The sequence below is a fragment of the Bacteroides caccae genome, assembly GCF_002222615.2.
GTDB classification, from domain to species: Bacteria; Bacteroidota; Bacteroidia; order Bacteroidales; family Bacteroidaceae; genus Bacteroides; species Bacteroides caccae.
This window is the reverse complement of record NZ_CP022412.2, coordinates 4,336,832-4,362,202: the sequence shown is the minus strand read 5'-3', so window position 1 is coordinate 4,362,202 and position 25,371 is coordinate 4,336,832. Positions and strand designations below refer to the sequence as shown.

Annotated in this window: 17 protein-coding genes, 1 pseudogene and 1 riboswitch; of the genes and pseudogenes, 7 read left to right on the top strand and 11 right to left on the bottom strand. The window is 41.9% G+C overall.

Annotated elements, in window-relative coordinates; all coding sequences use genetic code 11:
- Positions 1-6: 6 nt before the first annotated feature.
- A riboswitch (cobalamin riboswitch) is annotated at positions 7-193 on the bottom strand.
- A 248-nt stretch (positions 194-441) separates the two neighbouring features.
- The 5 genes and pseudogenes from CGC64_RS17800 to CGC64_RS17780 all read right to left on the bottom strand — a co-directional run.
- Positions 442-657 (bottom strand): annotated as a pseudogene (locus tag CGC64_RS17800) (ribose-5-phosphate isomerase A); the annotation flags it as partial.
- Positions 658-1,033: 376 nt separating this feature from the next.
- Positions 1,034-1,684, bottom strand: coding sequence for a PAQR family membrane homeostasis protein TrhA (gene trhA / locus CGC64_RS17795; protein WP_005682790.1), 651 nt, complete (start codon positions 1,682-1,684; stop codon positions 1,034-1,036).
- 59 nt (positions 1,685-1,743) lie between these two features.
- Positions 1,744-3,618 (bottom strand): DUF3857 domain-containing protein, encoded by a 1,875-nt coding sequence (locus tag CGC64_RS17790; protein ID WP_032855588.1) that lies wholly within the window; start codon positions 3,616-3,618, stop codon positions 1,744-1,746.
- Between the two features lie 39 nt (positions 3,619-3,657).
- A complete protein-coding gene (locus CGC64_RS17785; RefSeq protein ID WP_032855584.1) occupies positions 3,658-5,691 on the bottom strand; it encodes a DUF3857 domain-containing protein in 2,034 nt (677 codons plus the stop codon).
- Positions 5,692-5,790: 99 nt separating this feature from the next.
- Positions 5,791-6,690, bottom strand: a complete 900-nt coding sequence (locus CGC64_RS17780) for a diaminopimelate dehydrogenase (RefSeq protein ID WP_005679550.1) — start codon at positions 6,688-6,690, stop codon at positions 5,791-5,793.
- A gap of 248 nt (positions 6,691-6,938) precedes the next feature.
- Between CGC64_RS17780 and ruvA the strand changes: the two genes are divergently transcribed.
- Genes ruvA through CGC64_RS17760 form a run of 4 tightly spaced genes read left to right on the top strand, consistent with a single transcriptional unit; the run spans position 6,939 to position 10,348 of the window.
- Positions 6,939-7,544, top strand: coding sequence for a Holliday junction branch migration protein RuvA (gene ruvA, locus CGC64_RS17775; RefSeq protein ID WP_005679549.1), 606 nt, complete (start codon positions 6,939-6,941; stop codon positions 7,542-7,544).
- A complete protein-coding gene (locus CGC64_RS17770; RefSeq protein ID WP_005679548.1) occupies positions 7,541-8,530 on the top strand; it encodes a DUF3843 family protein in 990 nt (329 codons plus the stop codon). Before ruvA ends, CGC64_RS17770 begins: the two co-directional genes overlap by 4 nt.
- Positions 8,531-8,554: 24 nt before the next feature.
- The gene (locus CGC64_RS19010; protein ID WP_005682793.1) at positions 8,555-8,692 is read left to right on the top strand and encodes a hypothetical protein; all 138 of its coding nucleotides are present in this window, start codon (positions 8,555-8,557) and stop codon (positions 8,690-8,692) included.
- Between the two features lie 12 nt (positions 8,693-8,704).
- Complete coding sequence (locus CGC64_RS17760; protein WP_005679546.1) at positions 8,705-10,348, top strand: beta-N-acetylhexosaminidase; 1,644 nt, start codon at positions 8,705-8,707, stop codon at positions 10,346-10,348.
- A gap of 116 nt (positions 10,349-10,464) precedes the next feature.
- On the opposite strand, the gene CGC64_RS17755 is transcribed toward CGC64_RS17760, so the two are convergent.
- Positions 10,465-11,304, bottom strand: a complete 840-nt coding sequence (locus CGC64_RS17755) for an outer membrane protein assembly factor BamD (RefSeq protein WP_032838609.1) — start codon at positions 11,302-11,304, stop codon at positions 10,465-10,467.
- A 115-nt stretch (positions 11,305-11,419) separates the two neighbouring features.
- On the opposite strand from CGC64_RS17755, the gene CGC64_RS17750 reads away from it, so the two are divergent.
- Entirely contained in the window at positions 11,420-12,853 is a 1,434-nt protein-coding gene (locus CGC64_RS17750) for a CCA tRNA nucleotidyltransferase (protein WP_005679544.1), read from the top strand.
- Positions 12,854-12,969: 116 nt separating this feature from the next.
- On the opposite strand, the gene CGC64_RS17745 is transcribed toward CGC64_RS17750, so the two are convergent.
- The 4 genes from CGC64_RS17745 to gdhA all read right to left on the bottom strand — a co-directional run bounded on the left by CGC64_RS17745 (position 12,970) and on the right by gdhA (position 19,048).
- Positions 12,970-14,496, bottom strand: coding sequence for an arylsulfatase (locus CGC64_RS17745; protein WP_005679543.1), 1,527 nt, complete (start codon positions 14,494-14,496; stop codon positions 12,970-12,972).
- 37 nt (positions 14,497-14,533) lie between these two features.
- Positions 14,534-16,096, bottom strand: a complete 1,563-nt coding sequence (locus tag CGC64_RS17740; protein ID WP_005679542.1) for a sulfatase family protein — start codon at positions 16,094-16,096, stop codon at positions 14,534-14,536.
- A 216-nt stretch (positions 16,097-16,312) separates the two neighbouring features.
- Positions 16,313-17,476, bottom strand: a complete 1,164-nt coding sequence (locus CGC64_RS17735) for a M24 family metallopeptidase (RefSeq protein ID WP_005679541.1) — start codon at positions 17,474-17,476, stop codon at positions 16,313-16,315.
- Between the two features lie 234 nt (positions 17,477-17,710).
- On the bottom strand, positions 17,711-19,048 hold the full coding sequence (gdhA, locus tag CGC64_RS17730) for an NADP-specific glutamate dehydrogenase (RefSeq protein ID WP_005679540.1): 1,338 nt from the start codon (positions 19,046-19,048) through the stop codon (positions 17,711-17,713).
- Positions 19,049-19,405: 357 nt separating this feature from the next.
- Between gdhA and CGC64_RS17725 the strand changes: the two genes are divergently transcribed.
- Positions 19,406-22,375, top strand: coding sequence for a PEP/pyruvate-binding domain-containing protein (locus CGC64_RS17725; protein WP_005679539.1), 2,970 nt, complete (start codon positions 19,406-19,408; stop codon positions 22,373-22,375).
- A 29-nt stretch (positions 22,376-22,404) separates the two neighbouring features.
- Here the strand turns inward: CGC64_RS17725 and CGC64_RS17720 are convergent, their stop codons facing one another.
- Complete coding sequence (locus tag CGC64_RS17720; protein ID WP_005679538.1) at positions 22,405-23,250, bottom strand: helix-turn-helix domain-containing protein; 846 nt, start codon at positions 23,248-23,250, stop codon at positions 22,405-22,407.
- 265 nt (positions 23,251-23,515) lie between these two features.
- Here CGC64_RS17720 and CGC64_RS17715 point away from each other — a divergent pair, with 265 nt between their 5' ends.
- Positions 23,516-25,108 (top strand): PCMD domain-containing protein, encoded by a 1,593-nt coding sequence (locus tag CGC64_RS17715; protein WP_005679536.1) that lies wholly within the window; start codon positions 23,516-23,518, stop codon positions 25,106-25,108.
- Positions 25,109-25,371: the final 263 nt, after the last annotated feature.

Genomic DNA, 25,371 nt, shown 5'->3' with positions numbered 1-25,371 from the left:
TAATAATATGGTTGATTTGTTCCGGCAGGTCTTCTGACTTATCTCTCCCTCGCAACGCCTTCCCACATCAGCCGATGCAGTGACATAGTGTGCGGATTCACAGAGAATTACAGCAGCGGGTACTGTCGCCGATTTGCACAGCGTTCCCTCATTGACTAAACCTCTTTTTAGTTCCGAAACCGGATACAAAGATAAGTGATAATCTAATATCCCGGTTACCTTTTAACATTAAATTTCGGGAAACTTTTCTTTCTTACTGATACAGAAACTTTTCCGTTTTGGAAAACTTTTTTCTGAATTTAACTCGTGAAGTGTTCTCTTTTTGCCTGTTTCTTTTCTCGAAACCGGACATGATTCGGTGTGTTTTCCTTTATTTGGGCTGCAAAGGTGCGAAATTATTTTCTTATGTTCCGTACAAAAATAAAAAATATCTTCTTTGTCTTATTCTGCCGTTATTATTTCTACATCATATCCGATGAACAGCTCGCTCTCAATCGCTCCGGTGATTGCCTTCACTTGTTCCTCCAAAGAAGAGTCAATGTAATGAAAACGAGTATCAGGGATAAAGTTGCCGTTTTCGGTAAGAACCGGTCCATCTTTCGCCATGGTCGCAATTTCGCATGCTATACGTTCTTTCGCTTCCCGGTTGATAATTGAATCCGACCATTGCAGATTCTTTATCAGATGATTTTTCCCGGTTCATGATCTTACATTCTCGATGATTTTAAATATGTATAACAACCGGATGAGGATGTTTGGTTCAATCTTGCTTTTTGATAATCGAATAACTGTCTTCTGCCTTTTTAGTTAATTTTTAAATTTAATTCCGTTAATTGTTAACGGTTACCTGTATTCTATTAAACCATGTTATAAGATGCCCTACTTTGCCTTGAAAATTTGGAGATATGCAGAAAGTCCGTATCTTTGCAATGTGTTTTTCATAGTATTAGATTTAAGGTTAACAAAAAAGATTGGCTGTCTGGGATAGATAGCCTTTTTTTTGTCTGTATGTCTACAATCGTTATGTCTCCCTCTATAATATCAGCCAGATAGCTATGATGTGCCCGATACTTCCTCCCAAGCAGAACAGATGAAAGGTGGCGTGCATATAAGGCTTGCGCAATGAATAGAATACGGCACCTGTAATATAAGATACGCCTCCTCCTATCAGCCACCAGAAAGCCGGGGTGGCATTCAGCAATGCCAGATGATCCATTAAAGGCTTCATAGCGACCAAAATACTGGCTCCCATGGCCACATAACAGCACGTTTCCAGATTACTGTGTTCTTTCAGCTTTTTGAAACTCAAAATGAAACCGGCGATAGCCGACAGCCAGACGAAGGCGAAAATACCCCAGCCCCAACCGCCTGCCTGACGCAAAACGAGTAATGTGAAGGGTGTGTATGTGCCCGCTATGTGAAGATAAATGGCTCCGTGGTCGAATTTGCGGAGTAGCTCTTTCGTTTTGCCCGGACGCGTACCGTGATACCACGTAGAACTGATATAGGATGAAAGCATTCCTGTCAAATAAACAGAAATACAAGCCACTGCCCATTGCGGTTCGGCATTTTCGGTTGCTTTCACTAGCAGGAAGTAACCTGCGATAACTCCAAGCAGTATGCCTGCTCCGTGACTGAGCGTGTTTGCCCATTCTTCTCCGTTGCTGTATCTTTTGTTTTTCAATGTTTCTTACGTACTTTGTTGAAGTTACAAAGATACTTTATTTTCTGTAAGTAGTCATCTTATTCTTTTTTTAATATGATTTTTCCATTGTACTGTTCCGCCACTTGTTTACGGAAATCGAGGAAAGCGGTATATTCGCCGGGCTTGTATACCCCTTTACGCATAAACAGTTGATGAACAATATATATCTTATTGTCTTTTGTATAGATACTGGAATGAAAGTTCCCGAATTTACTTTTTAGATCGATTGGTTTGGGAAGTCCTTCCACGATATATCCGTCAGGTAGTTTGATGCAGATACTATCAGTGTCCGAATACCCGTAGTTAATATGGATAGGATATTTCCGGCTGATGGCACGAGGTACACTGAATCCTTTTTTAAATATGTTAGTCGGGATGAACAGCCGGTTTCCTGTTTTGTAACCGTATTGCTGGCTGCTTGCCGTATAACTGAAAGTGATAGATGGATTCGCTTCCTTACATTCTTTGATTTGCAGGCGAAGGATGTCGGCTTGCGAGAGGTTGAGGGTCGAACGGATGTGGTCTTTCTGTTTGTTAGGTTCCAAATAAACGATTCCTGCCTCATTTTCGTACTGGAATAATCGGGATATTTCGTTCACTTCTATTTGTGTTTCTGCCGTAGGCGATAGGGTGATAGTAGCTATGATGTGCTGTGTGTTCAATGAATCGGGATACGTGGGCAGACGATGTATGCTGCCACCGGCGGGTTCGATAAGCAATGCGTCATGTCCGGCAATGCCTTGGTGGATATAGCCGAAGGGAAGCGATGGATCGGTACATTCCAGCCACAGAGTGTCCTTGGGGAGAGGTACTTGCAGAATGACGTGATTCATCTGGTTGGCGTTGGAGAAATCAGGCAACAGGCGTTCGTTGGTAGTGCTTATCACCGTATAAGTAGAAGGTATGCCTATTTCTTTCAGCATGGCACGGGTGTAATTGGAAAGTCCTTTACAATCGCCAAATCCGGTGCGGCAGACATCGGATGCTGCGATAGGCTGCAATCCTCCGATACCTAGCTGTATACTGACGTAGCGGGTAGTTTTTGCCAGATAGTCATAAATTGCCTTTACTTTTTCGCGGTCGGTAGAGCAGTGAGCAGTCAGTCCGTGCAACTTGTTGCGGAAAGGTTCGGTGAGTTCGTCGCGTCCGTCGAGTAGTTTGTATTGCCATTCTCCGTATTTTTGCCAAGTACTCATGTCCCCTTCCGATTTGTCATATTTGAAAGCGGAAGGAGCGAAATAAATCCGTGGAAACAATTTTGCGAAATCGGGACCGAACGGCTCTTTCTGTATCGGCAGCAGTTTCGAAGCGGTAACTTCAATCACTTGCTGCCCGTCCGTACCGGTCGACTTTGTCACTTGGATATTTTTTCCTCCAGTGTTTAGCTCGCGGTACCTGCATTCTTGTCCGGCAGGCAATTCGATCCGGTATGTCGCTTGTTCCACTCCTTGCTGAAAGTCTGTTTGCGGAAGGAAGGACTGGTAGCCGATAAGCCCGTTATTACATTTTATTTCCCATTCATATTTTACGGTGAAGGGGAAAGAGGGGAAGTTACATTCGTAATAATAGGCATAGTCATCTGTGCTTAACGAGGAACTATATTCGCTCTTTTGCAGTTCCGATTTTTTTATCTTTCGGACGCTTTGACCGGATGCGTTAAGTATTTCTCCCGAGAACTTCTGTAAGGAACGGAACATATCGCATTCACAGACGAAGTGTGCAGCATTCAGTCCTTTACGGTTAAGAATGAGAATCGTGCGGCTTTCTTTTTCGATAGATTGCGTCATTGATTTGCAGAGGACTTCCGTCCGCGAATCCGTTATAATAGAAGTGGCGTCTTTTGAAAGGTCTTGTGCCTGTACAGACATGATAGAACCGAGGTAGAGACCGAATAATAATCCGATGATTTTCATTGCTGATTTTTTCATTATCAGAATATTGAATGATTTTTCTTATATTTTTTTGAGTACTATCAACGTGTGATTCTTCTCAATGATTTTTGTCCACATATCTTGCAGTTGTTTATAATGTTCAGGAAGGAATATATATTCTTTGAGGTGGAATCTGTAGCTGACCAGGATCGTATTCCCTTGTTTTTGAATCATATATCTGCATTGCAGATGATCCCCCTCTGCTCGGATAAATTGCGATTGGGGTAGTTCTTCCACTTCATAGCCTTCGGGAAGGGCCAATTTGCATAATAATGTGAATTTATACGGATATGGAAATTCGACAGGAAGCACTCGGTCGGTCTGAATAAATGGATTGGTCTCCAGTTGTGGGAAAAGCATCGGATTGATGTAGAGGTGATCACCTACCTGTTCGGTTTGTATGGTGAAGTCGAGTTCCTCTTTTATCGTACCCGGATCGTTTTCCGTATGTTCCACTTTTAGGTTGGTGACGGTTAGCCTGTCTTTCGGGGTAATTTCGGTTGTCGGGTCTGGAACGATACTGTCTTGTTCTTGTTGTCTCTTTTTCTGGTATTCCACCGCTTCCTGTCCGTGCAAGACTGTACTGCGGTGTCCTTTAATTAGGTTACCTTCTAATTTAGCTTTAATGTTCATAAAGCTTGTGTTTTCTGTGAGCATCATTAAGTCTACCCATTTGTTCTCCTCCTTTTCTGTTGGCGAAAGTATGCGTGCTTGGTTAACAGACAAGTCGGGCGGCAGAATGTTAAGAGAAGGAATATCCATAGAACTGTCCAAAAAGACGTATTTTTCTTTGTCCGTATCGTAAACGGCGATAACGAAGGTATTAAGCTTTTGCAGAGACGGGAAATTATGAGGCAACATTCCTGCTGAACGGCGGCTTAAAACAACAGGGTAGGCTTTCAGCCCGAAGTCTTTAAGGATGCTGATTAGGATAAAATTCAGATCAGCATTGCTGCCGCTTCCTTTTTGAATTACTTTTTCGAGGTCTTTGCTATAAAGATTATATCTTCCGTTCCAAGCCAGTTTCTTTTTTAGCAGACGGAATGAGTGGATGATTCTTTCCTCAAAATTCATTTTGCTGGTGAAAATCTCTTTGGTCTCCGGGCGGAACGGGTTGATGAAAGAGAGGAACACGCCGAATTGTGTATTCTCCGGCTTAATCAGTTGTTTATCTACATCTTCCCATTTCTGGCTATATGGTTCGTATTCTTTGCCGGGGAAGTTGGTACCTTGTAGGTCAAAACTTATTTGTACTTTATAATCTTCCGGACACCAGCAATAGGGTTCGTCCTGACGGATAGCTGGGAGGTTCTGAGAAATGAATGTCGTTTCTTGTGCCAGGATAGTGAAATCTTTGTTGATTCCTGCCGTTCCACCTTCACGTGCCGTTGCGTGAAGGGCAGATTCTTTTTGTTTCATTTGTATGTAGTCTTTTCCCCGAAGTTCGATGTTGTAGATGAATACATTGGGAATTGTGATTTTGTATTGGTTGTATAGCATGGGCAGTTCTTCTTGCATCATCCAGTTATCTATGTGGATGAAGTAGTCGGAGTAGAGCTTGTAGTGATATTCGATAATAGTCCCCTCCTTGACAGCGGGTAGGGAGAATTTAAGAATTTTGTATCGGTTGTCAATCCGTTCGAAAGATATGGATTCGCGTTTCATAGGTGTTTTTACACATTTCCCGTTTTCCATGTTATAAGAGCAACCTTCTACTTCGCTGGCCCTTTCTTCTCCTTCCTCTTTATCCGTAGGGGCATAAAACGGGACAGAAACATCGGCGTATGCCGTTCCCTGTGGCTTCAGGATTTTTATGCGTATCCAGTGTTCTGTTATCAGTTGAAAACCATCGTGGTAGGTAAAGTTGCTCTGCCCCTGGTGGAACAGATAGAGGGCTGTGGCAGTAGTATCCGGAGTATAAGTGGTGAACAAGAGTTCTTCTTTGGAGGGTTTACCGTATTTCAGACTGGGAGTGATTACTGTTGCGGCTTGTTGCGGGTAAATGGGTGACAAAAGCTGTAACAGGAGTGTAAATAGAATGAATAGCTTTTTCATAATCTTGTGCGTGTTTTTAGTATTCGGACAAAGATAAAAAAAATAGAGAAAGATTAACAGTCTTTCTCTATTTTTTTTATCTGTTATGCGGATCATGTTTTATACCAGATGTCCGATCCATTCTTCGCGGTCACCCGGAAGGAGGTCGATCACCGGAATTTCCACCATTGTGTAGCAACCCGGTTGCTGCTTCATGGAAGCACGTGCTACGCATACCAGTACTTGTGCAGTCAGTGCAGGGTTGTTGATGCGCATATTAAATTCAAATAGCTGATTCTGGGTTTTGCCCGATACGCCTTTGCGGGTGAGGTTTACTCCGTGTCCCATGTCGAGAAGGGCGTCCACGCTCGGAACCTGTTTCACGTGTGTTTCGTCATTCACGAAATAAGGATCTGCTTTGATAGCTGCGGATACTTCTTCAAATTTGTATCCGTCTTTCAGCTCGATATATACCATGCGACGGTGGATTCCCGTACCCGTAGGGATAGTCATAGACAGGGCGGCTTTCACTCCGTCAATGGCTTTCACGGCTACTGTATGTCCCATACTCATTCCCGGACCGAAGTTGGTATAAGTGATCCCTTTCGGAGCAATGGCTTCGAGCATAGTACGTACGATAGAGTCGCTTCCCGGGTCCCAGCCTGCGGAGATGATAGATACGGCTTTGTGTTCTTTGGCCGTAGCATCCAGTGTGCGTCGTAAGTCAACGATACCGGTGTGGATGTCGAAGCTGTCTACGGTGTTGATTCCCATAGCCAGATATTCTTTTGCATATTTCTCAACGCTGCGGGTCGGAGTACAAAGGATGGCAACTTCTACGTCTTCCAACTCTTTTATATCCTTTACAACTGCATAATTTGCCAACTCTTCCGGTTTATTCTCGGCTCCTGCACGACGAACTACTCCGGCTATTTCGAAATCTGGTGCGGCTTGAAGCGCCTCAAGTACATAATGACCAATGTTGCCATAACCAACGATGGCAGCTCTTACTTTTTTCATCCTTTTATTGGTTTTAGTGAACAAATTTCTTTCTTTTGCTTGCAAAAATAAACATTTTACTAGTAGCTTTGGTTCGTTAGCTTAATTATTTTTAATTTTTTCACTAGTAATGAATATATTTGTTGCGAACGTCAAACTAGATGAACAAAAATAACGTAATTCTTTAATTAGTATGCTATCATCTCATTGAAAAAACTCTGTGTCCTCTATGTCCTCTGTGGTGAAATTGTTTTATCTTTGTTCCCATTATGATAGAATATGTTAGAGGCGAGCTTGCCGAACTCAGTCCGGCAACCGCAGTGATAGACTGTAATGGGGTGGGGTATGCCGCCAATATATCTCTGAATACCTATTCGGCTATTCAGGGGAAGAAAACTTGTAAATTATTTATTTATGAAGCTATCCGTGAAGACGCTTACGTGCTTTACGGATTTGCCGACAAACAGGAACGGGAGATTTTTCTATTATTGATTTCTGTGTCGGGGATTGGAGGAAATACGGCACGAATGATTCTTTCTGCTCTTTCTCCATCAGAGTTGGTCAGTGTAATCAGTGCTGAAAACGCGAATCTCCTGAAGACGGTGAAAGGTATCGGGCTGAAAACTGCACAGCGTCTCATTGTCGAACTGAAAGATAAGATAAAGACGGTAGGAATGGCTGCCGTAGGCGGAACAACATCCGCCGGAATGTTGTTGCAGTCTGCCAATGCCGAAGTGCAGGAAGAAGCGGTGGCTGCGTTGACAATGTTGGGTTTTGCTGCCGCACCTTCGCAGAAGGTTGTTCTGGCTGTTTTAAAGGAAGAACCGGAAGCCCCGGTAGAAAAGGTGATTAAACTGGCTTTGAAGAGATTATGAAGCAACGGAAAATTTATATGAAAACATGGCTGGAGGCTCATCGTCGTGTAAAGGTGGTAGCTACGGACCAGTGGTATCTTGATTTTGTCAATGAATTACTGCCTTTGGTGGCAGAATCTAGTTTATACTGGGAGACTGCGGAGGAAGATCAACAGCAGGTTGCTTTAATACTAGCTTTGTATTTGGAAGACTGTGTGGCTGACGGGGGAAACTGGAGACAATTTATCCGTTGGCATCAGAAAAGTTACGGACGTTACCTTCCTTTTTATTCGTTGACGGACGAATATCTGCCTGACGAGATAAATCGTGAGGATGTCGCTTTTCTTTTGTGGGCTGTCAATTCTCCGGTAGGTGACTCTTTCGATGGAGTGGAAAATCCGTTGGATGAAGATTTGTTGAAGTTTGCGGATGTAATCTATAACCGTTTGGATGCTGTTTTTGAAGAGGCTCTTATCAGTGAGAATCTGGCTGTGGACTGGATAATGGAAACGGAATTGATGCAGAGAAAACGGAAGCCGTTGCCTGCTGCCGTACCCGGTGAAAAGTTACCTACGAATGTCGAACGCTTTTTGGAGGCAAGCAAGGGAGAGGCATTAATGTTCTTTGATTCTTATGAGGCATTGAAAGTCTTTTTTGTGCAAGCACTGAAATGGGAGGACGAAGAGGATTCTCTTTTACCTGATTTGAAGGAGTTTGATAACTTTGTGTTATATGCCAATCCGAAAGGTCTGTTGATAGGGCCGGATGTTGCTTCTTATTTTGCAGATAAGCATAATCCGCTTTATAGTGCTGAAGAAGCGGAGGAGGAAGCGTACGAACTGTTTTGTGAAGAAGGCTTGTGTCCATTCGATTTGTTGAAATATGCTATGGAACATGACTTATTGCCGGAGGCCCAGTTCCCGTTTGAGAATGGAAAGGCTCTGCTTCACGAGAATTGGGATTTTGTGGCCCGTTGGTACTTGGGAGAGTATTACGAAGGGGAGTAAATTAGTATAAATACCGAGAAGAGTATGGTAATCAAAAAAAGTAATAATCCCTTTGCCGGAAAGGCAAAACCCGGAGTCGGAAAGAAAAAAACTTCGGGAAAAAGAGTCGGGAAGTCGAAACAGGAAAAGGCTAATAATCAGTTGAACAGAAGGGTGAAATAAAATAATTCTAATATGAAAAACAAGTATCTTTTATCTTTATTATGGGTGATAGTAAGCGGATTTGGAATCTTGATGGCACAAGAAATAGCTATCATTCCGCAACCGGCTCATTTGATCGTGAAAAATGAAAGTTTTAAATTCGGTAAGCAGCTCAAAGTCTGTATCGCTTCTTATCGGGGTGATAGCGTTACTCTTGTTTTCGATTCATTTAAAGATGATTTCCAAAAGGCTACGGGCATAAAAGTTACGTCTGTGCGTAGTGAGGCTAAGGCTGGAATCGTTTTAAGTGTGAATCAAACGCTTGCACCGGAGGCTTATAAGTTGGATGTTTCGCCAAAACAGATTCGTATTGAAGCTGCGCGCCCTGCCGGGTTTTATTATGCACTTCAAACATTGAAGCAGTTAATCTCCCGTCATGTAATGGCAGGGGTGGCAGTAGGCGGCCGGCAGGAGTGGAGTATTCCGACCGTAGAAATAGAAGATGTTCCCCGTTTCGAATGGAGGGGCTTTATGCTGGACGAGGGCAGGCACTTTTTCGGAAAAGATGAGGTAAAACGGGTGATTGATATCATGTCTACTTATAAAATGAATCGTTTTCATTGGCATTTGACTGAAGATCAGGGCTGGAGAATAGAAATAAAGAAGTATCCCAAGTTGACGGAAGTAGGTGCTTGGCGGAATAGCAAAGTTTTGGCGTATGGCGATGTGAAAACGGACGGGCAGCGTTATGGAGGATTTTATACCCAGAATGACATCAAAGAAATTGTAGCTTACGCCAAAACTAAATTTGTGGAGATTATTCCTGAAATAGATATCCCCGGACATTCCCAGGCTGCTGTTGCCGCTTATCCGGAGTTTCTGGCTTGTGATCCTGAAAATATGCATGAGGTGTGGCTACGGCAAGGCATTTCGACGGATGTTATCAATGTAGCTAATCCTCAAGCCATGCAATTTGCCAGGGATGTAATTGATGAACTTATCGACCTGTTTCCATTCCGTTATATTCACTTGGGCGGTGATGAATGTCCTACTAATAAATGGCAGAAAAACGAAGAGTGTCAGTCCTTACTAAAAGAAATGGGCTCTACTAATTTTAGAGATTTACAGATTTATTTCTATAAACAACTAAAAGATTATATGGCCACGAAACCTGCCAACCAACAACGACGACTGGTGTTTTGGAATGAAGTACTCCACGGAAATACTGCGCTCCTAGGTAATGACATCACCATTATGGCATGGATAGGGGCTGATGCTGCGGCTCAAAATGCAGCAAAACAAGGTATGAGTACAATTTTAAGCCCACAAATTCCTTATTATATAAACAGGAGGCAATCTGATCTCCCTACGGAACCTATGTCGCAGGGACATGGTACCGAGACGGTGGAAGCCGTTTATAATTATCAGCCGATGAAGGGAGTGGAGGCAGACTTGCAACCTTATTATAGCGGTGTGCAGGCTAACTTTTGGACTGAATGGGTGGTTGATTCTTCTGTACTTGAATATCTGATGTTACCTCGTCTTGCGGCTGTTGCGGAAGCCGGATGGACTCCACAGGAGAAAAGGGATTATGTAAGTTTTAAGGAACGGATTCGTAAGGATGCCGTATTGTATGATCTCAAAGGGTGGAATTACGGCAAACATATAATGAAGTGATTTGCCTGGTATTTTTAAGTATGTGTTCTTAAAAATGAAATAAGGAGGAGCCGGAGATTTTTATTATCCTCCGGCTCCTCCTTATTTTAGAATTACAGTTTATGATAGGCTGTTGACTATTGCTCTGTTGCAGTTTCCTGTGCTTTCCGTTCTTTCTTTTTATTGATGAACTCGATTTTCAGATTCGCAGCTTCCTGTTCTTTCTTGATTTGCTGCATTGCCGAAAGGATCTGTGATAATTGGTAGATATTTGCTGCTGCCTGACGGTCAGTGGGGCTCATGGTCGTTTTGTAAATACGGTCGCCGAGATATTCAATCCGGATATTCTTGTCTTTATTGAGATTCAGAAATTCGATTACGCTTCCGTCTTCTCCGAGTTTATAGTCCGCTTTTTCTATCTTTTCGTTCATATCAACTGTCTCATAACTGTCCTTGGATGTAGGAGTTTCTGCAAAACTACCGTCAGGAGCAATTACTTTGACACCGACATGATGAATGTTATTGCTGCCACAATAAATAGAAGTCATACTCATGATACCTTGTTCATTTACCTGAAAGCGTAGATATGAACGGTGCAGATTCTTTTCAACGGTTTGGGTAGGCCACAGATAATTTCCTATTTGCTGGTACTCCGCATCTTTCTCCAGCGTGAATTTATCTTTGATTGCATCAAATTCCTGTTGTTTTACTTGCAGGGCACTGTCCAGATACGCAAGTGTTTTTTGTTGTGCTTTCGTCTCAACATCCAGCATTAGTTCCTGACCGGCTTTACGCGCTTCGAATGCTTTCGGATACAAAATTTTGATACTGTCGATTTGAGATTTTGCTTCTTCGTAGTCGCCACGTTCATAAGCGGCTTTAGCAATCACCAGTTTCTCGTTCGCTTTTTTTTCAATGCTATTTCCGCAAGCTGTCAGCACTAATGTGCCGCAAAAGAGGTAAATCAGTTTTTTTATCATACTGTATATATTTTATTGTTCATCATCCTTCGTTTACTTTATTAGCGACAAAAATACAAATATATCCCTTATTTTTGTAATTTTGCCCCCTCAAAACTTATAACTAAAAGGAATGATAGAGTTGACTCAAGAGGAATTGAAGCAGCATTTCAGCGAACCAATCTTCGGACAAATAGCCGAAACTGCCGATGCACTGGGCTTAGAGTGCTATGTGGTAGGTGGTTACGTTCGTGATATTTTTCTGCAACGTCCCTCTAAAGATATAGATGTAGTAGTTGTAGGCAGTGGAATTGCTATGGCAGAAGCACTTGGAAAACGTCTGGGACGTGGTGCTCATGTCTCTGTTTTCAAGAATTTCGGAACGGCACAAGTAAAATATAAAGGCACGGAAGTAGAATTTGTAGGAGCCCGCAAAGAGTCATATCATCGGGATTCACGAAAACCTATCGTGGAAGACGGAACACTGGAAGATGATCAGAACCGTCGTGATTTTACGATTAATGCTCTTGCCGTTTGCCTGAATAAAGCACGTTTTGGGGAACTGGTAGATCCGTTTGGCGGTATGGAAGATATGAAGGAGAAGACGATTCGTACTCCTCTTGATCCAGATATTACGTTTAGTGATGATCCGTTACGTATGATGCGCTGTATCCGTTTCGCTACGCAACTGAATTTTTACATTGATGATGACACTTTTGAATCGCTTTGCCGTAATAGGGAACGGATCAACATCATATCCCGTGAGCGTATTGCAGATGAATTGAATAAGATAATTCTTTCGCCTGTTCCTTCAAAGGGCTTTATTGACTTGGAGCGTAGTGGGTTGTTGTCGTTAATCTTTCCCGAACTGGCTGCTTTGCAGGGGGTAGAAACACGGAATGGCCGTTCGCATAAGGATAACTTTTATCATACGTTGGAAGTACTTGATAATATCAGCAAGAAAACGGATAATCTTTGGCTGCGTTGGGCTGCCTTGTTGCATGATATTGCCAAACCTGCCACTAAACGTTGGGAACCAAAAGCTGGCTGGACGTTCCATAACCATAATTTCATCGGTGAAAAAATGGTTCCGAATATTTTCCGTAAGATGAAGTTGCCGATGAATGAGAAGATGAAGTATGTACAGAAAATGGTTAGTCTGCACATGAGACCAATCGTGATTGCGGATGACGTGGTGACAGATTCGGCTGTTCGTCGTCTGCTTTTTGAGGCGGGAGATGATATTGATGATTTGATGACTTTGTGTGAAGCGGATATTACTTCAAAGAATATGGAGCGTAAGCAACGTTTCTTGAATAATTTCCAGTTGGTTCGTCAGAAATTGAAAGACTTGGAGGAGAAAGACCGGATTCGTAATTTTCAGCCTCCGGTAAGTGGGGAGGAAATCATGGAAACCTTCGGTTTGCAGCCTTGCCGTGAAGTCGGGGCTTTGAAAAGTGCGATTAAAGATGCTATATTGGATGGAGTTATCCCGAATGAATATGAGGCCGCTCATGCCTTTATGTTGGAAAGAGCTGCGAAAATGGGATTGAAACCACTTGACTAATTGGCGGTTGTTTTTACTATTTATATAAGTCTAAATCTGTATAAACAAGAAAACAGTGAACACTGTATGGAGTAGATTCATTAAGTGTTCACTGTTTTCTTGTTTTGTTGATCCGGTTACTGCTTAGGCAGTGTCACAGAAAAATATGGGTTAGGTATGCGTTGTTCAAATATAACTTTTTTCAACTTTTCTACGATATCCGGATGTTGGAGTGCTACATCGTTGTCTTCGTGAATATCTGTCTTTAGGTTATATAGGAACGGCTTTCCTTTTTTAACGATTAATTTCCAATCATCCATGCGCACTGCTATCTGGTTGGTTTCGTTAAATTCCCAATACAGGAAGTCATGTTGTTTCTGTTTTTTCTTGCCAAGCAAGGTCGGTGCGAAAGAAATTCCGTCGAAATAGTCAACTTCTTTTTCTTTATTACGGTATTTCTTTTCATAATTTTTGATGCCGGCCACATCACAGAAAGTAGGCATTAAATCATAGAAAGCGCAGATGTGGTCATTGACTTTGCCTGCCGGTACGTGTCCCGGCCAACGGGCAATGAATGGAATGCGAATTCCTCCCTCGTGGCATTGGCGTTTCAGTCCGCGCAATTTTCCGTCTCTACCGAAGAAAGTAGGGTCGGCTCCTCCTTCTTCGTGAGGCCCGTTGTCGCTGGAGAAGATAACTAATGTGTTTTCATCCAATCCTTTTTCTTTCAATTTCTTCAAAACTTCCCCTACATAATAGTCCAGGCGGGTAATCATGGCGGCAAATTGAGCGTGTGTATGGGTGATAGCATTGTATCTTGAACCTTCGCTTCCTTTGTAAACCTTATCCGGATCGAATTTTGCTTTATACTCGTTTAAGATCGAATCTTCCGGTTGCACCAGTTCTGCGTGAGGCAAAGTGTAGGTAAATATGCCGAAGAAAGGCTGTTTGGTATCCTGTTGGTCCAGCCATTCCATTGCTTTCTCGTGAATCATGTCGGCAGAATATTGCGAGCGTTTCTGATATTCAGGACCGTACATCGGGTATTTGATGTTTTCGTCCATTACTATACGTACTACTCCTGTATCGCCCAGAGCTTTACTATATCGGTTTAAGAAATTAGGGTAGTAGAGGTGAGCTTGGAATTGGCAAATGTAACCATAATATTCATCTATGCCGCGTTTGTCCGGAGTAGAGCAAGATCCTTCGTAACCTCCGGCCCATTTACCGAACATACCGGTGGTATATCCGTTGTCTTTCATAATTTCCGGTAGGATAACGTGATCCGGATCATAAGGATGTTGTCCCACTACCGAATATTCTTTGTTGTTTCCGTACATGATAATGGGTGAATTTCCCCAATACTCTTTGTTTCCGCGTACTTCACAGTGACCTGTATGTTGTCCTGTCATAAATGAAGCTCTGGAAGGTGCGCTGACCGGGCTGCCTGCATACGCTTGTGTGAAGCGCATTCCTTCGCTTGCCATAGCGTCTATATGGGGAGTGCGTATGAATGGCTGGCCGTAGCATCCTAAGTCGCCATATCCCATGTCGTCACAGAGGATAAATATAATGTTGGGTTTGGAATCCTTTTTCTGTCCGTTGGCGGAGAGAGTGGAAAGGAGTAATGTGCCGCTTATTAATGATATAGATTTGTAATTCATAATGTTACGTAATTAAATGTTGTATGGGTTGTTTAAATTATTTGCCGATAAGGTCTTTTCCTTCGCGTACACCCTGAAGGATAGTTTGTAGCTCTGCCACTTTTTCTGGCATTTGAGAAGCATAATTAGTTACTTCTTTCACTTCTTCCATTTTATACAGTTGCGGTTCTTTTGAGTTACCGGTTTCGATTTTCGGTCCCCACTGGATCATTTTCGGTCCCCCATTCGGTTCGATATATTTCCAATCTTTTGTGCGGACAGATAGTGTATGATTGGAAGCTTGTTCGATTACCCACGGACGGTCTTTCTTTTCTTTGCCTAGCCAGCTTCCCAGGAAGTTGTAACTATCAGGTGCAGTGCCTTTGGGCATAACAGCTCCGGTCAGAGAAGCCAGTGAAGCTAACCAATCGACCTGAGAAACCAACAAATCCGATGTTTTACCTTTTTTCACTTCTTTCGGCCAGCTTAAGATAGCCGGGATACGGGTCCCTCCTTCAAATGCACTATATTTATTACCTCTTAATGGTCCTGCAGGGCTGTGTCCGTTAAGGAGTTCTTCCGCCTTATCATCATATCCGTCGTCAACTACCGGGCCGTTGTCACTTGAAAGAATAATTAATGTGTTTTCTCTCAAGCCTAGTTTTTCAAGTGTATTCAGAATTTCACCGACACAATAGTCGAATTGTACAATGGCGTCACCTCTCAGTCCCATTGGGTTCTTTCCTCTAAAACGGTCATGGGGGAAACGAGGAACGTGTACATCATTTGTTGCAAAATAAAGGAAGAAAGGTTTATCCTTATTTTCTTCAATAAACTGAATGGCATGTGTTGTCAGAGAGTCAGCAATGTTTTCGTCTTTCCAAAGAGCTTTACCTCCACCTTTCATAAAGCCGATGCGGGAAATGCCATTGACGATAGACATATCGTGTCCGTGACTAGGTTTCAGGTTATAAAGCATTTCCGGATTGCTCTTTCCGGTAGGTTCACCTTCAAAATTTCTTTGATAGCTTACTTCGATAGGTGCACTAGGATCGTAGTTGGCTACTTTCCCGTTTTCAATGTATACGCAAGGTACACGGTCAGCGGTAGCTGCCATAATGTAATGGTAGTCAAATCCTAAGTCTCCCAATGCACATGGCAGTGGAGCGTTCCAATCTTGTGTACCGGCTTTGTCTCCTAATCCCAAGTGCCATTTTCCGATAGCTCCGGTAGCATAACCGGTACTTTTGAACATATCCGCCATGGTATATTGTTCGGGACGGATAATCATGCCGGCATTTCCGGCAGCTACGTCTGTTCCTTTTTTGCGCCAAGCATATTCTCCTGTCAGCATGGAATAACGGGAAGGGGTACTGGTTGCAGCGGTGGCGTGGGCATTAGTAAAGCGAATACCTGATTTTGCTAATCTGTTGACATTGGGAGTTTGTACGTTTTTAGCTCCGTAACATTCCAAATCTCCATAACCGAGATCGTCGGCATAGATAAACACAACGTTGGGTGTTTTTGCTTTTTCGGGGGTGGTTTGTTTGGGGGCTTTGTCTGCGGCTGTGGCCACACAGGCAGCAGAAGATAAAAGGGTAAAAAGCAAAGGTTGTTTCATTGTTTTATTAAATTTATATTGATTAAGGTGTTTAATTTTTTATTGTCCATGTGTTTTTAAGACGCTAATATAGTATATTTAATCATTGAAAGCAACTTTATTCTCATTCTTTAAAAAAAATAGAGAGTAAAGTTGCTTTATATTAATACCCCGGAAGTTGTTTTTTGGCATTAATTGATATATCCCGGATTTGTCAGCATATTTTTTGAATATAAACTATTTCAATTCAATAATTTCTTCGTTACAGTTCGTCAGTTTTTCTATTCTTTCGTTCGTTACTACCCAAGAGTTTTCTATTCCTACCGGACCTATACCCGGAAGAACGATTTTAGGCTCAAGAGCAAAGACCATTCCCGGTTCCAGTTCTTGTTTCATGCGGGGAGCTAAGACGGGTGCCTCGTTGATTTCGAGTCCGATACCGTGACCGATAAATTTGGCCTGCTGTTGCGTGCCCATAAATTTATCTGCAAATCCGGCAGCAGTCACCATTTCTATGGCAGTGTTGTAAAGGGTTTCGCAAGGAATACCCGGCTTGGCGATAGAAGCGATTTTTTCCTGAATATCCAGGCAGACCTGATGAGCAGCATATGCTTCCTCCGGTAATTTCCCAATAGAGAATACACGGCTCATGTCACCCATGTATCCATTGAAGTTGCCGCCTAAGTCAATCATTACACTCTGGCCTTCTTTCAGTGGGGTTTTATTCGCCCCTCCCGGCAGGGCAGGGTCGAGGCCTTGGCCACCTAAAGCAAAGTCGTATGGAGAGGGGTATCCGGCATTGTCTCCGGTCAGCACGCTACCCATGAAGATTTCCATGCTACGTCCGAAAACGCGGAAGATTCCCAAATTGCCTTGCAGACGCATCAGACGTTCGATTTCGATAGAAAATTCGATGTCCGTCATGCCGGGGCGGTATACGCTGGGGATTTGTTCGTAGGCTTTGGCGTGAGCAATGCCCGAACGACGGAACATTTCAATTTCAATGGCAGTTTTTACACTACGTGCCTGGCGGATTAACGGAGTGCCGTTGACTACTTCCGTTTCAGGAAACAAGCTTGCCAACCGGCAATATTCCGAGTAAGGGAGTTCGTCACCTTCCAACATTAACTTGGCAGGCATGGGCAATCCTTTTTCTTTTAGCAAATCTACAATTTGTTCTGGTTTGCGGATTGAGAATGAATGTTCTCCTGTGATATTGTTGGGACGTTTAAAAAACAGTAAAGCAGGTGAGTGTAGTGGGAGATAGAGATAACCACTGACTACGCAACCATACGTGTAAATTAAATTAGCATTACAAGTAATAAGTGCGGCGTCAATGCCCTGTAACGCCATCAGACTGCGAATCTTATCGCGGCGAAGTTTTAATTCGGGTTGTAGCATTTTATATTTGTTACATGATTAATAATTACACAATTGCTAATAGTAAATCATTAATTGTGAGTTGTTTACTGTGAACAACAAATTCATAATCTATTATTTACCTTATTATGCCACAAAGATAATTAATTCCATTGAAAATAATGTTAATCTCAAAAAAATAGCGCTACCCGCGTCCTGTCACAGGAGGCGAGTAGCGCAAAACCACAAATACAAATACAACTAAACAAAGTCTTTTTAAATAACGCCTTGCCCCATCATTGCGTGAGCTACTTTCATAAATCCGGCAATATTAGCACCCTTCACATAATTGATATATCCGTCGGGTTCTGTGCCGTATTTCACGCATTGGGCATGGATGCCGTGCATGATCGCATGAAGCTTTTCATCTACTTCGGCAGCGCTCCAGCTCAGGTGCATTGCGTTTTGAGACATTTCCAGGCCGGAAGTGGCAACACCGCCGGCATTGACTGCCTTACCCGGAGCATACATCGTTTTATGTTCGATAAATAAATCGATTGCTTCGGGAGTACATCCCATGTTAGAAATTTCTCCGACACAAAGTACGTCATTTTTTATGAGATTTTGTGCATCTTCTCCATTTAATTCGTTTTGAGTTGCGCATGGAAGTGCAATGTCTGCTTTTACTTCCCATGGGCGTTTGCTTTCTACGAATGTAGCATTCGGATATTGTTCAGCGTAAGGAGCTACAATGTCATTACCCGAAGAACGCAACTCGAGCATATAGTCTATCTTTTCGCCGCTGATTCCGTCCGGGTCGTAGATGTATCCATCCGGGCCCGAGATTGTGATAACTTTTGCACCCAACTCGGTAGCTTTCGTAGCTGCTCCCCAGGCTACATTACCAAAACCGGAGATGGCAACAGTCTTACCTTTAATATCAATTCCTTTTGTCTGCAACATTTGATTGACAAAATATAAACCACCGAAACCGGTAGCTTCGGGACGAATCAGCGAACCGCCAAATTCCAGTCCTTTACCGGTAAATGTTCCGGTAAATTCGCGGGTCAGCTTTTTGTACATACCGAACATATAACCTACTTCACGTCCGCCCACGCCAATGTCACCGGCAGGCACATCCATATCCGGACCTAAATGGCGCCACAATTCCAACATAAATGCCTGGCAGAAACGCATAATTTCAGCATCGCTCTTTCCACGTGGAGAGAAGTCCGAACCACCTTTACCTCCGCCCATAGGCAGGGTAGTCAGCGCGTTTTTGAACGTCTGTTCGAATCCGAGGAATTTAAGGATGGAAAGATTGACCGAAGCATGGAAACGAATACCACCTTTGTACGGACCAATCGCATTGTTGAATTGTACGCGATAGCCGAGATTTGTTTGAACTTCTCCTTTATCGTCTACCCAAGTGACACGGAAAGTAAAAATACGGTCTGGTTCTACCAATCTTTCGATGATTTTGGCTTTTTCAAATTCAGGATGTTGATTGTAGATGTCTTCGATAGAAAGAAGTACTTCCTTCACTGCTTGAAGATATTCAGACTCACCGGGATGTTTTGCTTCCAAAGAGGACATGATTTTCTGGATGTTCATAATAGTATGTTTTTAAAAAGGTTGTTCTGATAAAATGTCAACTAACTATACTGCAAATATAGGAAAAGTTTTCAAATGTGATTGATTTTATGACTATATTTTGATTAAATAATGATAAAATGATAGAGTTGGGGATACTAGCTAAGGAGCTTATAGTATTCGCACATTAATAATGCTACTTTTTTCATGTGAATAAAAAAATTGAGGATAAACTTAATGTTACAAATCTACAAAATAATAAGAGATAAGCAAGTAAACTTTATAAAGAAGATGATAGAAAATGAGATTTAAAAAATTAACTTTGCAAACCGGATTTTGGAAACATGATGATTTGGAATAAGAAAGGAGAATAATTTTATGCTCAGTAAATATAAATTAAACCAGCTTTACTTCAAAGATACGCAGTTCGCCAACCTGATGACCAGGCGGATTTTCAACGTGTTGTTAATAGCCAACCCTTATGACGCTTTCATGTTGGAAGATGACGGACGTATTGATGAAAAGATATTCAATGAATACACCTCTTTGTCCTTGCGTTATCCGCCGCGTTTCTCACAAGTATCTACGGAGGAAGAGGCTTTGACGCAATTAGAGAATATGTCGTTCGACCTGGTGATTTGTATGCCGAGTACGGGTGATAATGACAGTTTCGACATCGGCCGTCACATTAAAGAGAAATATGAGCATATTCCTATTGTCATTCTGACTCCTTTCAGCCATGGTATTACAAAGAGGATTATCAACGAAGATCTGAGTGCGTTCGAATACGTATTCTGCTGGCTGGGTAATACGGATTTGTTGGTTTCTATCATTAAGTTAATGGAGGATAAGATGAATCTGGAACATGATGTGCAGGAAGTCGGTGTACAGTTGATTCTTTTGGTGGAAGACGGTATCCGTTTCTATTCCTCCATTCTTCCCAACTTGTATAAATTCGTGCTAAAGCAAAGCCAGGAATTTTCTACCGAGGCGTTGAATGCGCATCAGCGTACACTCCGTATGCGTGGACGTCCTAAAATCGTTCTGGCACGCACGTATCAAGAGGCAATGGAGGTCTATCGTAAATATCAGAACAATATATTAGGTGTTATCACAGACGTACGTTTCCCGAAGGTGGAGCGTGGCGAAAAAGACGGTCTGGCGGGTATTAAGTTATGCGCTGAGATACGTAAGAATGATCCGTTTGTACCGTTGATTATCCAGTCTTCCGAATCAGAGAACGCTTCGTATGCAGCAAAGTATGGCGCTAGTTTTATCGACAAGAACTCCAAGAAAATGGACGTCGACCTGCGGCGTATCGTTTCTGATAACTTTGGTTTCGGCGACTTTGTGTTCCGTAATCCGGAGACAGGGGAGGAGATTGCCCGTGTACGTAATCTGAAAGAATTGCAGAATATCCTGTTCGCTGTGCCTGCCGAGTCTTTCTTGTATCATATTAGCCGGAATCATGTGTCACGCTGGCTTTATTCACGCGCCATGTTCCCGGTGGCAGAGTTTTTGAAACCTATTACATGGAGCAGCCTTCAGGACGTGGATGCGCATCGCCGGATTATCTTTGAAGCGATTGTGAAATACCGTAAAATGAAGAATCAGGGAGTGGTTGCCGTCTTTAAACGTGACCGTTTCGACCGTTATTCCAACTTTGCCCGTATCGGTGACGGTTCGTTGGGAGGAAAGGGACGCGGTTTGGCTTTTATAGATAATATGGTGAAACGTTATCCCGAATTTGAAGAGTTTGAGAATGCCCGTGTTGCCATTCCTAAGACAGTGGTGCTTTGTACGGACGTATTCGATGAATTTATGGACATTAACAATCTGTATCAGATTGCGCTTTCGGATGCGGATGATGATACGATATTGCGATATTTCCTGAAAGCAAAATTGCCGGACAGACTGGTAGAGGACTTTTTTACTTTCTTTGATGTGGTGAAATCGCCTATTGCTATCCGTTCTTCTTCTTTGTTGGAAGATTCTCACTATCAGCCGTTTGCCGGAATCTATAACACTTATATGATTCCTTATCTGGACGATCGGTATGAAATGTTGCGTATGCTTTCCGATGCAATCAAAGGCGTTTATGCTTCTGTTTATTTTCGGGATAGTAAAGCCTATATGCAGGCTACATCGAATGTGATCGATCAGGAAAAAATGGCCGTTATTTTGCAGGAAGTAGTCGGCAATCAGTATGGTGACCGTTATTATCCATCCATGTCCGGTGTGGCTCGTTCGCTGAATTATTATCCGTTGGGTGATGAAAAAGCGGAGGAAGGAACCGTCAATCTGGCACTGGGATTGGGAAAATATATTGTAGACGGCGGTATGACGCTTCGTTTCTCTCCTTATCACCCCAATCAGGTGTTACAGACCAGCGAAATGGAAATAGCTCTGAAAGAAACCCAGACCCGCTTCTATGCCTTGGATTTGAAGAATGCAGGGCATGATTTCTCTATCGATGATGGCTTCAATTTGTTGAAACTTCATGTGAAAGAGGCGGAAAACGATGGAGCTTTGCGGTATATTGCTTCTACATACGATCCTTACGATCAGGTTATCCGTGACGGTTTGTATCCGGGCGGACGCAAGGTGATTACGTTTGCAAACATTCTGCAACATGATGTATTCCCGTTGCCTCGGATTCTTCAATTAGTGCTGAAGTATGGCGAACAGGAAATGCGCCGTCCGGTTGAAATTGAGTTTGCGGCTACCATGAGTCGCGAACAGGATAAGACAGGCACATTTTATTTGTTACAGATCCGGCCGATTGTGGATAGTAAGGAAATGTTGGACGAAGATTTGAATGAGATACGGGATGAGGACGTTATCCTTCGTTCTTATAATTCGTTGGGACATGGCATTATGAACGAAATTCACGATATTGTCTATGTAAAGACTGAGGGTTACAGTGCTTCGAACAATCAGGCTATTGCTTGGGAAATAGAAAAAATCAACCGGCAGTTCCTGAATGAAGGTAAGAATTATGTACTTGTCGGTCCGGGACGTTGGGGAAGCAGCGATACATGGTTGGGTATTCCGGTGAAATGGCCGCATATTTCTGCTGCCCGTGTGATAGTGGAAGCCGGTTTGACTAATTACCGCGTAGATCCGAGTCAAGGCACACACTTCTTCCAGAACCTGACTTCTTTCGGAGTAGGCTATTTCACTATCAACGCTTTTATGAATGACGGTGTTTACGATCAGGATTTCCTTAATGCCCAACCGGCGGTAGACGAAACGAAATTCTTGCGTCATGTCCGTTTTGAGAAGCCGATGATAGTCAAGATGGACGGAAAGAAAAAACTGGGTGTCGTTTTAAGGCCGGAAGATTAATTGATTCTGTTAATTAAGACCGATGTTGTTTATCCGCTATTCCTATATGCTAATGGACTCATGCCAACATATCGTTTGAAGTATTTGCCGAAGAATGATGTGTTGGCGAAATTGAGTGAGTTGGAAATTTCCTGGATGGGGATATTGGTCGATTTCAGTTGTGATTTGGCATCCATAATTACCATGTGTGAGATGATTTCGACACAGGTGTTTCCTGTCACTTTCTTTACAGTAGTACAGAGGTGAATATTTGATATTTTGAGTTTCTCGGCATACCATGCTACATTGCGCGTCTTATTGTAATTTTGTATCACCAGTTGAGTGAAGTTTTTGTAGATTAACTCGCTTTTAGACGAATACTCTTTCGTGTTTTGTAGCTGGTTGTTATACATGGCAGCTATTCCGGTATGTATATTATTATACAAGTGCGGAGTAATTCCTTTGCGGGTTGATTCGTCGAAAAAATCATATAGCTTTATCAAGAATTGAAAGTATTCTGCCAGTAGTTTGGCTCCTTCCGGCTTTAATGAAATAACCGGTCGACCTATCGTTATAAATAGGGTGTTGATAGCCGAAGGAAGTAAATTGGCTTGCTCTATGTATTTTGATGAGAAGCCTCCGAAATAAAGTATCGGTTCTCCATTGACACTGTGTATCTGAAGAATACTTCCGGGCATAATTGTAACGAAGTCATTAGCCCGTACTGTTATGCGATTTAGATTGACCGAGGCTTCGATTTCTCCCTCCATGCATAGCACGAATATTTCCGATTTCAGTCGGCAAGGAAAGTTGGTATACAAGCTAAGCAATGCCTTGTTTACTCCTGTACCTATGAGCCATTCTTCGGGTAAATCTATTTTGGGTAGTTCTTTCATTTCTCACACTTTTTACTTTATACAAAGATATATGGATTATGATTAATGGGCTGTTTTTCTTTTCAAAAATTATAATTTTGACTCGTAAAACGGTATCTTATAAGATATTTTAGGCGCTTTTCTTTAAAAATAGAACAGAAACAAGAAAAATAGACCTTGCAGGTGTGTGAAAATAATAGTTACTTTGCGCCTGTGAAATTTTGGCATTTGTGTGCGATGGGAATATCACGCATTTGCTTTTATTAATTAAAAAGAGAATTTAGAAATGAACAAGAGATTATTTTATTATCTGTTTGCTGTATTGTGTACAGTGACATTGTTTACATCTTGTAGTGATGACGATGGTGATGATACTCCGACAGTTATTCCTATTGAGCAAGAGATAGCAGGTGATTATAAAGGGACAATGGATGTATATTATGTTGGCGTGCCAGATCCAATAGCTTCCGGTTTATCCCAAAAAGTCTATGTAACTAAGGCTTCTGATACTGCTGTTAAATTAGAATTGAGAGATTTTGTTTTCTTTTTAGGTAGTGAGGAACTTAATCTTGGTACTATTGCTGTGGAAAACTGTCCTGTAACGGTAGAAGGTACTTCTTATAAGTTTTCTGGTAATCAAAAGATGACTCTTTTAGTAGGAGACTGTGATGTAGCGGTTTCCGGTACTATTGGTAGTGGAAATCTTGCAATGATTGTCGACGTTAAAGTTGGTGGTGGAACATTGCAGGTTAAGGTTGATTATAAGGGAACTAAGTTGGCTGGAACAGAAAGTACTGAGGCTAAAATTTTGAGTTTTACTTTTGATAAATCTGTTGAAGCTAATGCTGTCGTTTTTTCAGAACCAATAGTCAATGAAGAAGACGGGACTATTGTTTTTGAGGTTTTAAAAGATGTAACAACAGATGATTTGAAGAAATTGGTGCCTACTATTGAAGTTTCTGCTAAAGCAACTGTAACACCTGCAAGTGGTGCAACTGTGGATTTTTCTTCAAATAAGGCTATTTTTACTGTCGTAGCTGAAGATGGAAGTTCTAAAATTTATACGGCTTCTATTTCAGGACGTGCTTTTGTAGTTAGTTATGATTTTGAAGAGTGGGATCCTGTTACACATAAACCGATGTTGGGGAATGAGGAAACCTTTACTACTCCAACAGGATGGTGTACAAGTAATTATGGCATAGTAGAAATGGGAATGTTTAAACCTATGTTAGGAGTAAGTGGTTGGTTAGTTACTGAAGAAAGTGAAGGTCATAATGGTAAGAGTGCATTACTTAGAACTATAAATTCCAAAGGTGGTGTTGGAGGTTTGATACCTACAATAACAACAGGCTCTCTATTTCTAGGGACATGGAGTACTAATGCGGGTAATACTCTGAATAGTACAAAATTTGGTAATCAATTTAATAATTCTTTAGGAAGACCAGTTGCAGTAAAGGGATGGTATAAATATGAATCAGGTAAGGATTTCTATACATGTGAATCAGATGCAACTGATAAAGCTACCATAGATGTATCTAAAGGTGAATATGCTGATCAATATTCTATAAAGGTATCTTTATATACTACAGAAGAATATGATGAGACTGGTTTTTCAGATTATCTGACAGGAGAATCTGGTGATAATAATTTTTATACTTCTAGTCGTGTTGTAGCAAAAGGAGGAGTTGAAGGAGGAAGTACTGACGGACAATGGAAAGAATTTACTATAACTTTAGATTATGGTGACGCAGAGTTTGATATAAATCAGAAATATCGTTTTGCTATTGTTTGTTCATCTAGTAAAGAAGGAGATAAATTTTGGGGAGCTCCAGAGAGTAAATTATGGGTAGATGATATAGAAGTAATATATAAAAAATAAATCAATTCATATCTTATAAAAAAAGCCGGAATGTAGAATGCATTCCGGCTTTTTTTATAAGATAATGTGTACCCTATCGGCACGGCTTTTTCATTTAAGCTTTGAATTAGTCGTTCGATTCCCCCATCCATGCCAATGCGGCATGAGAGGAATTCCCGTTATTGATAATCACTGATTTACGAATATCTCAAATCTGAATTTTTCTCCTTTTTGAGCCAGAAAATGCAACACGTTAGTGAAGCTTACTGATAGCCCCTTATTAT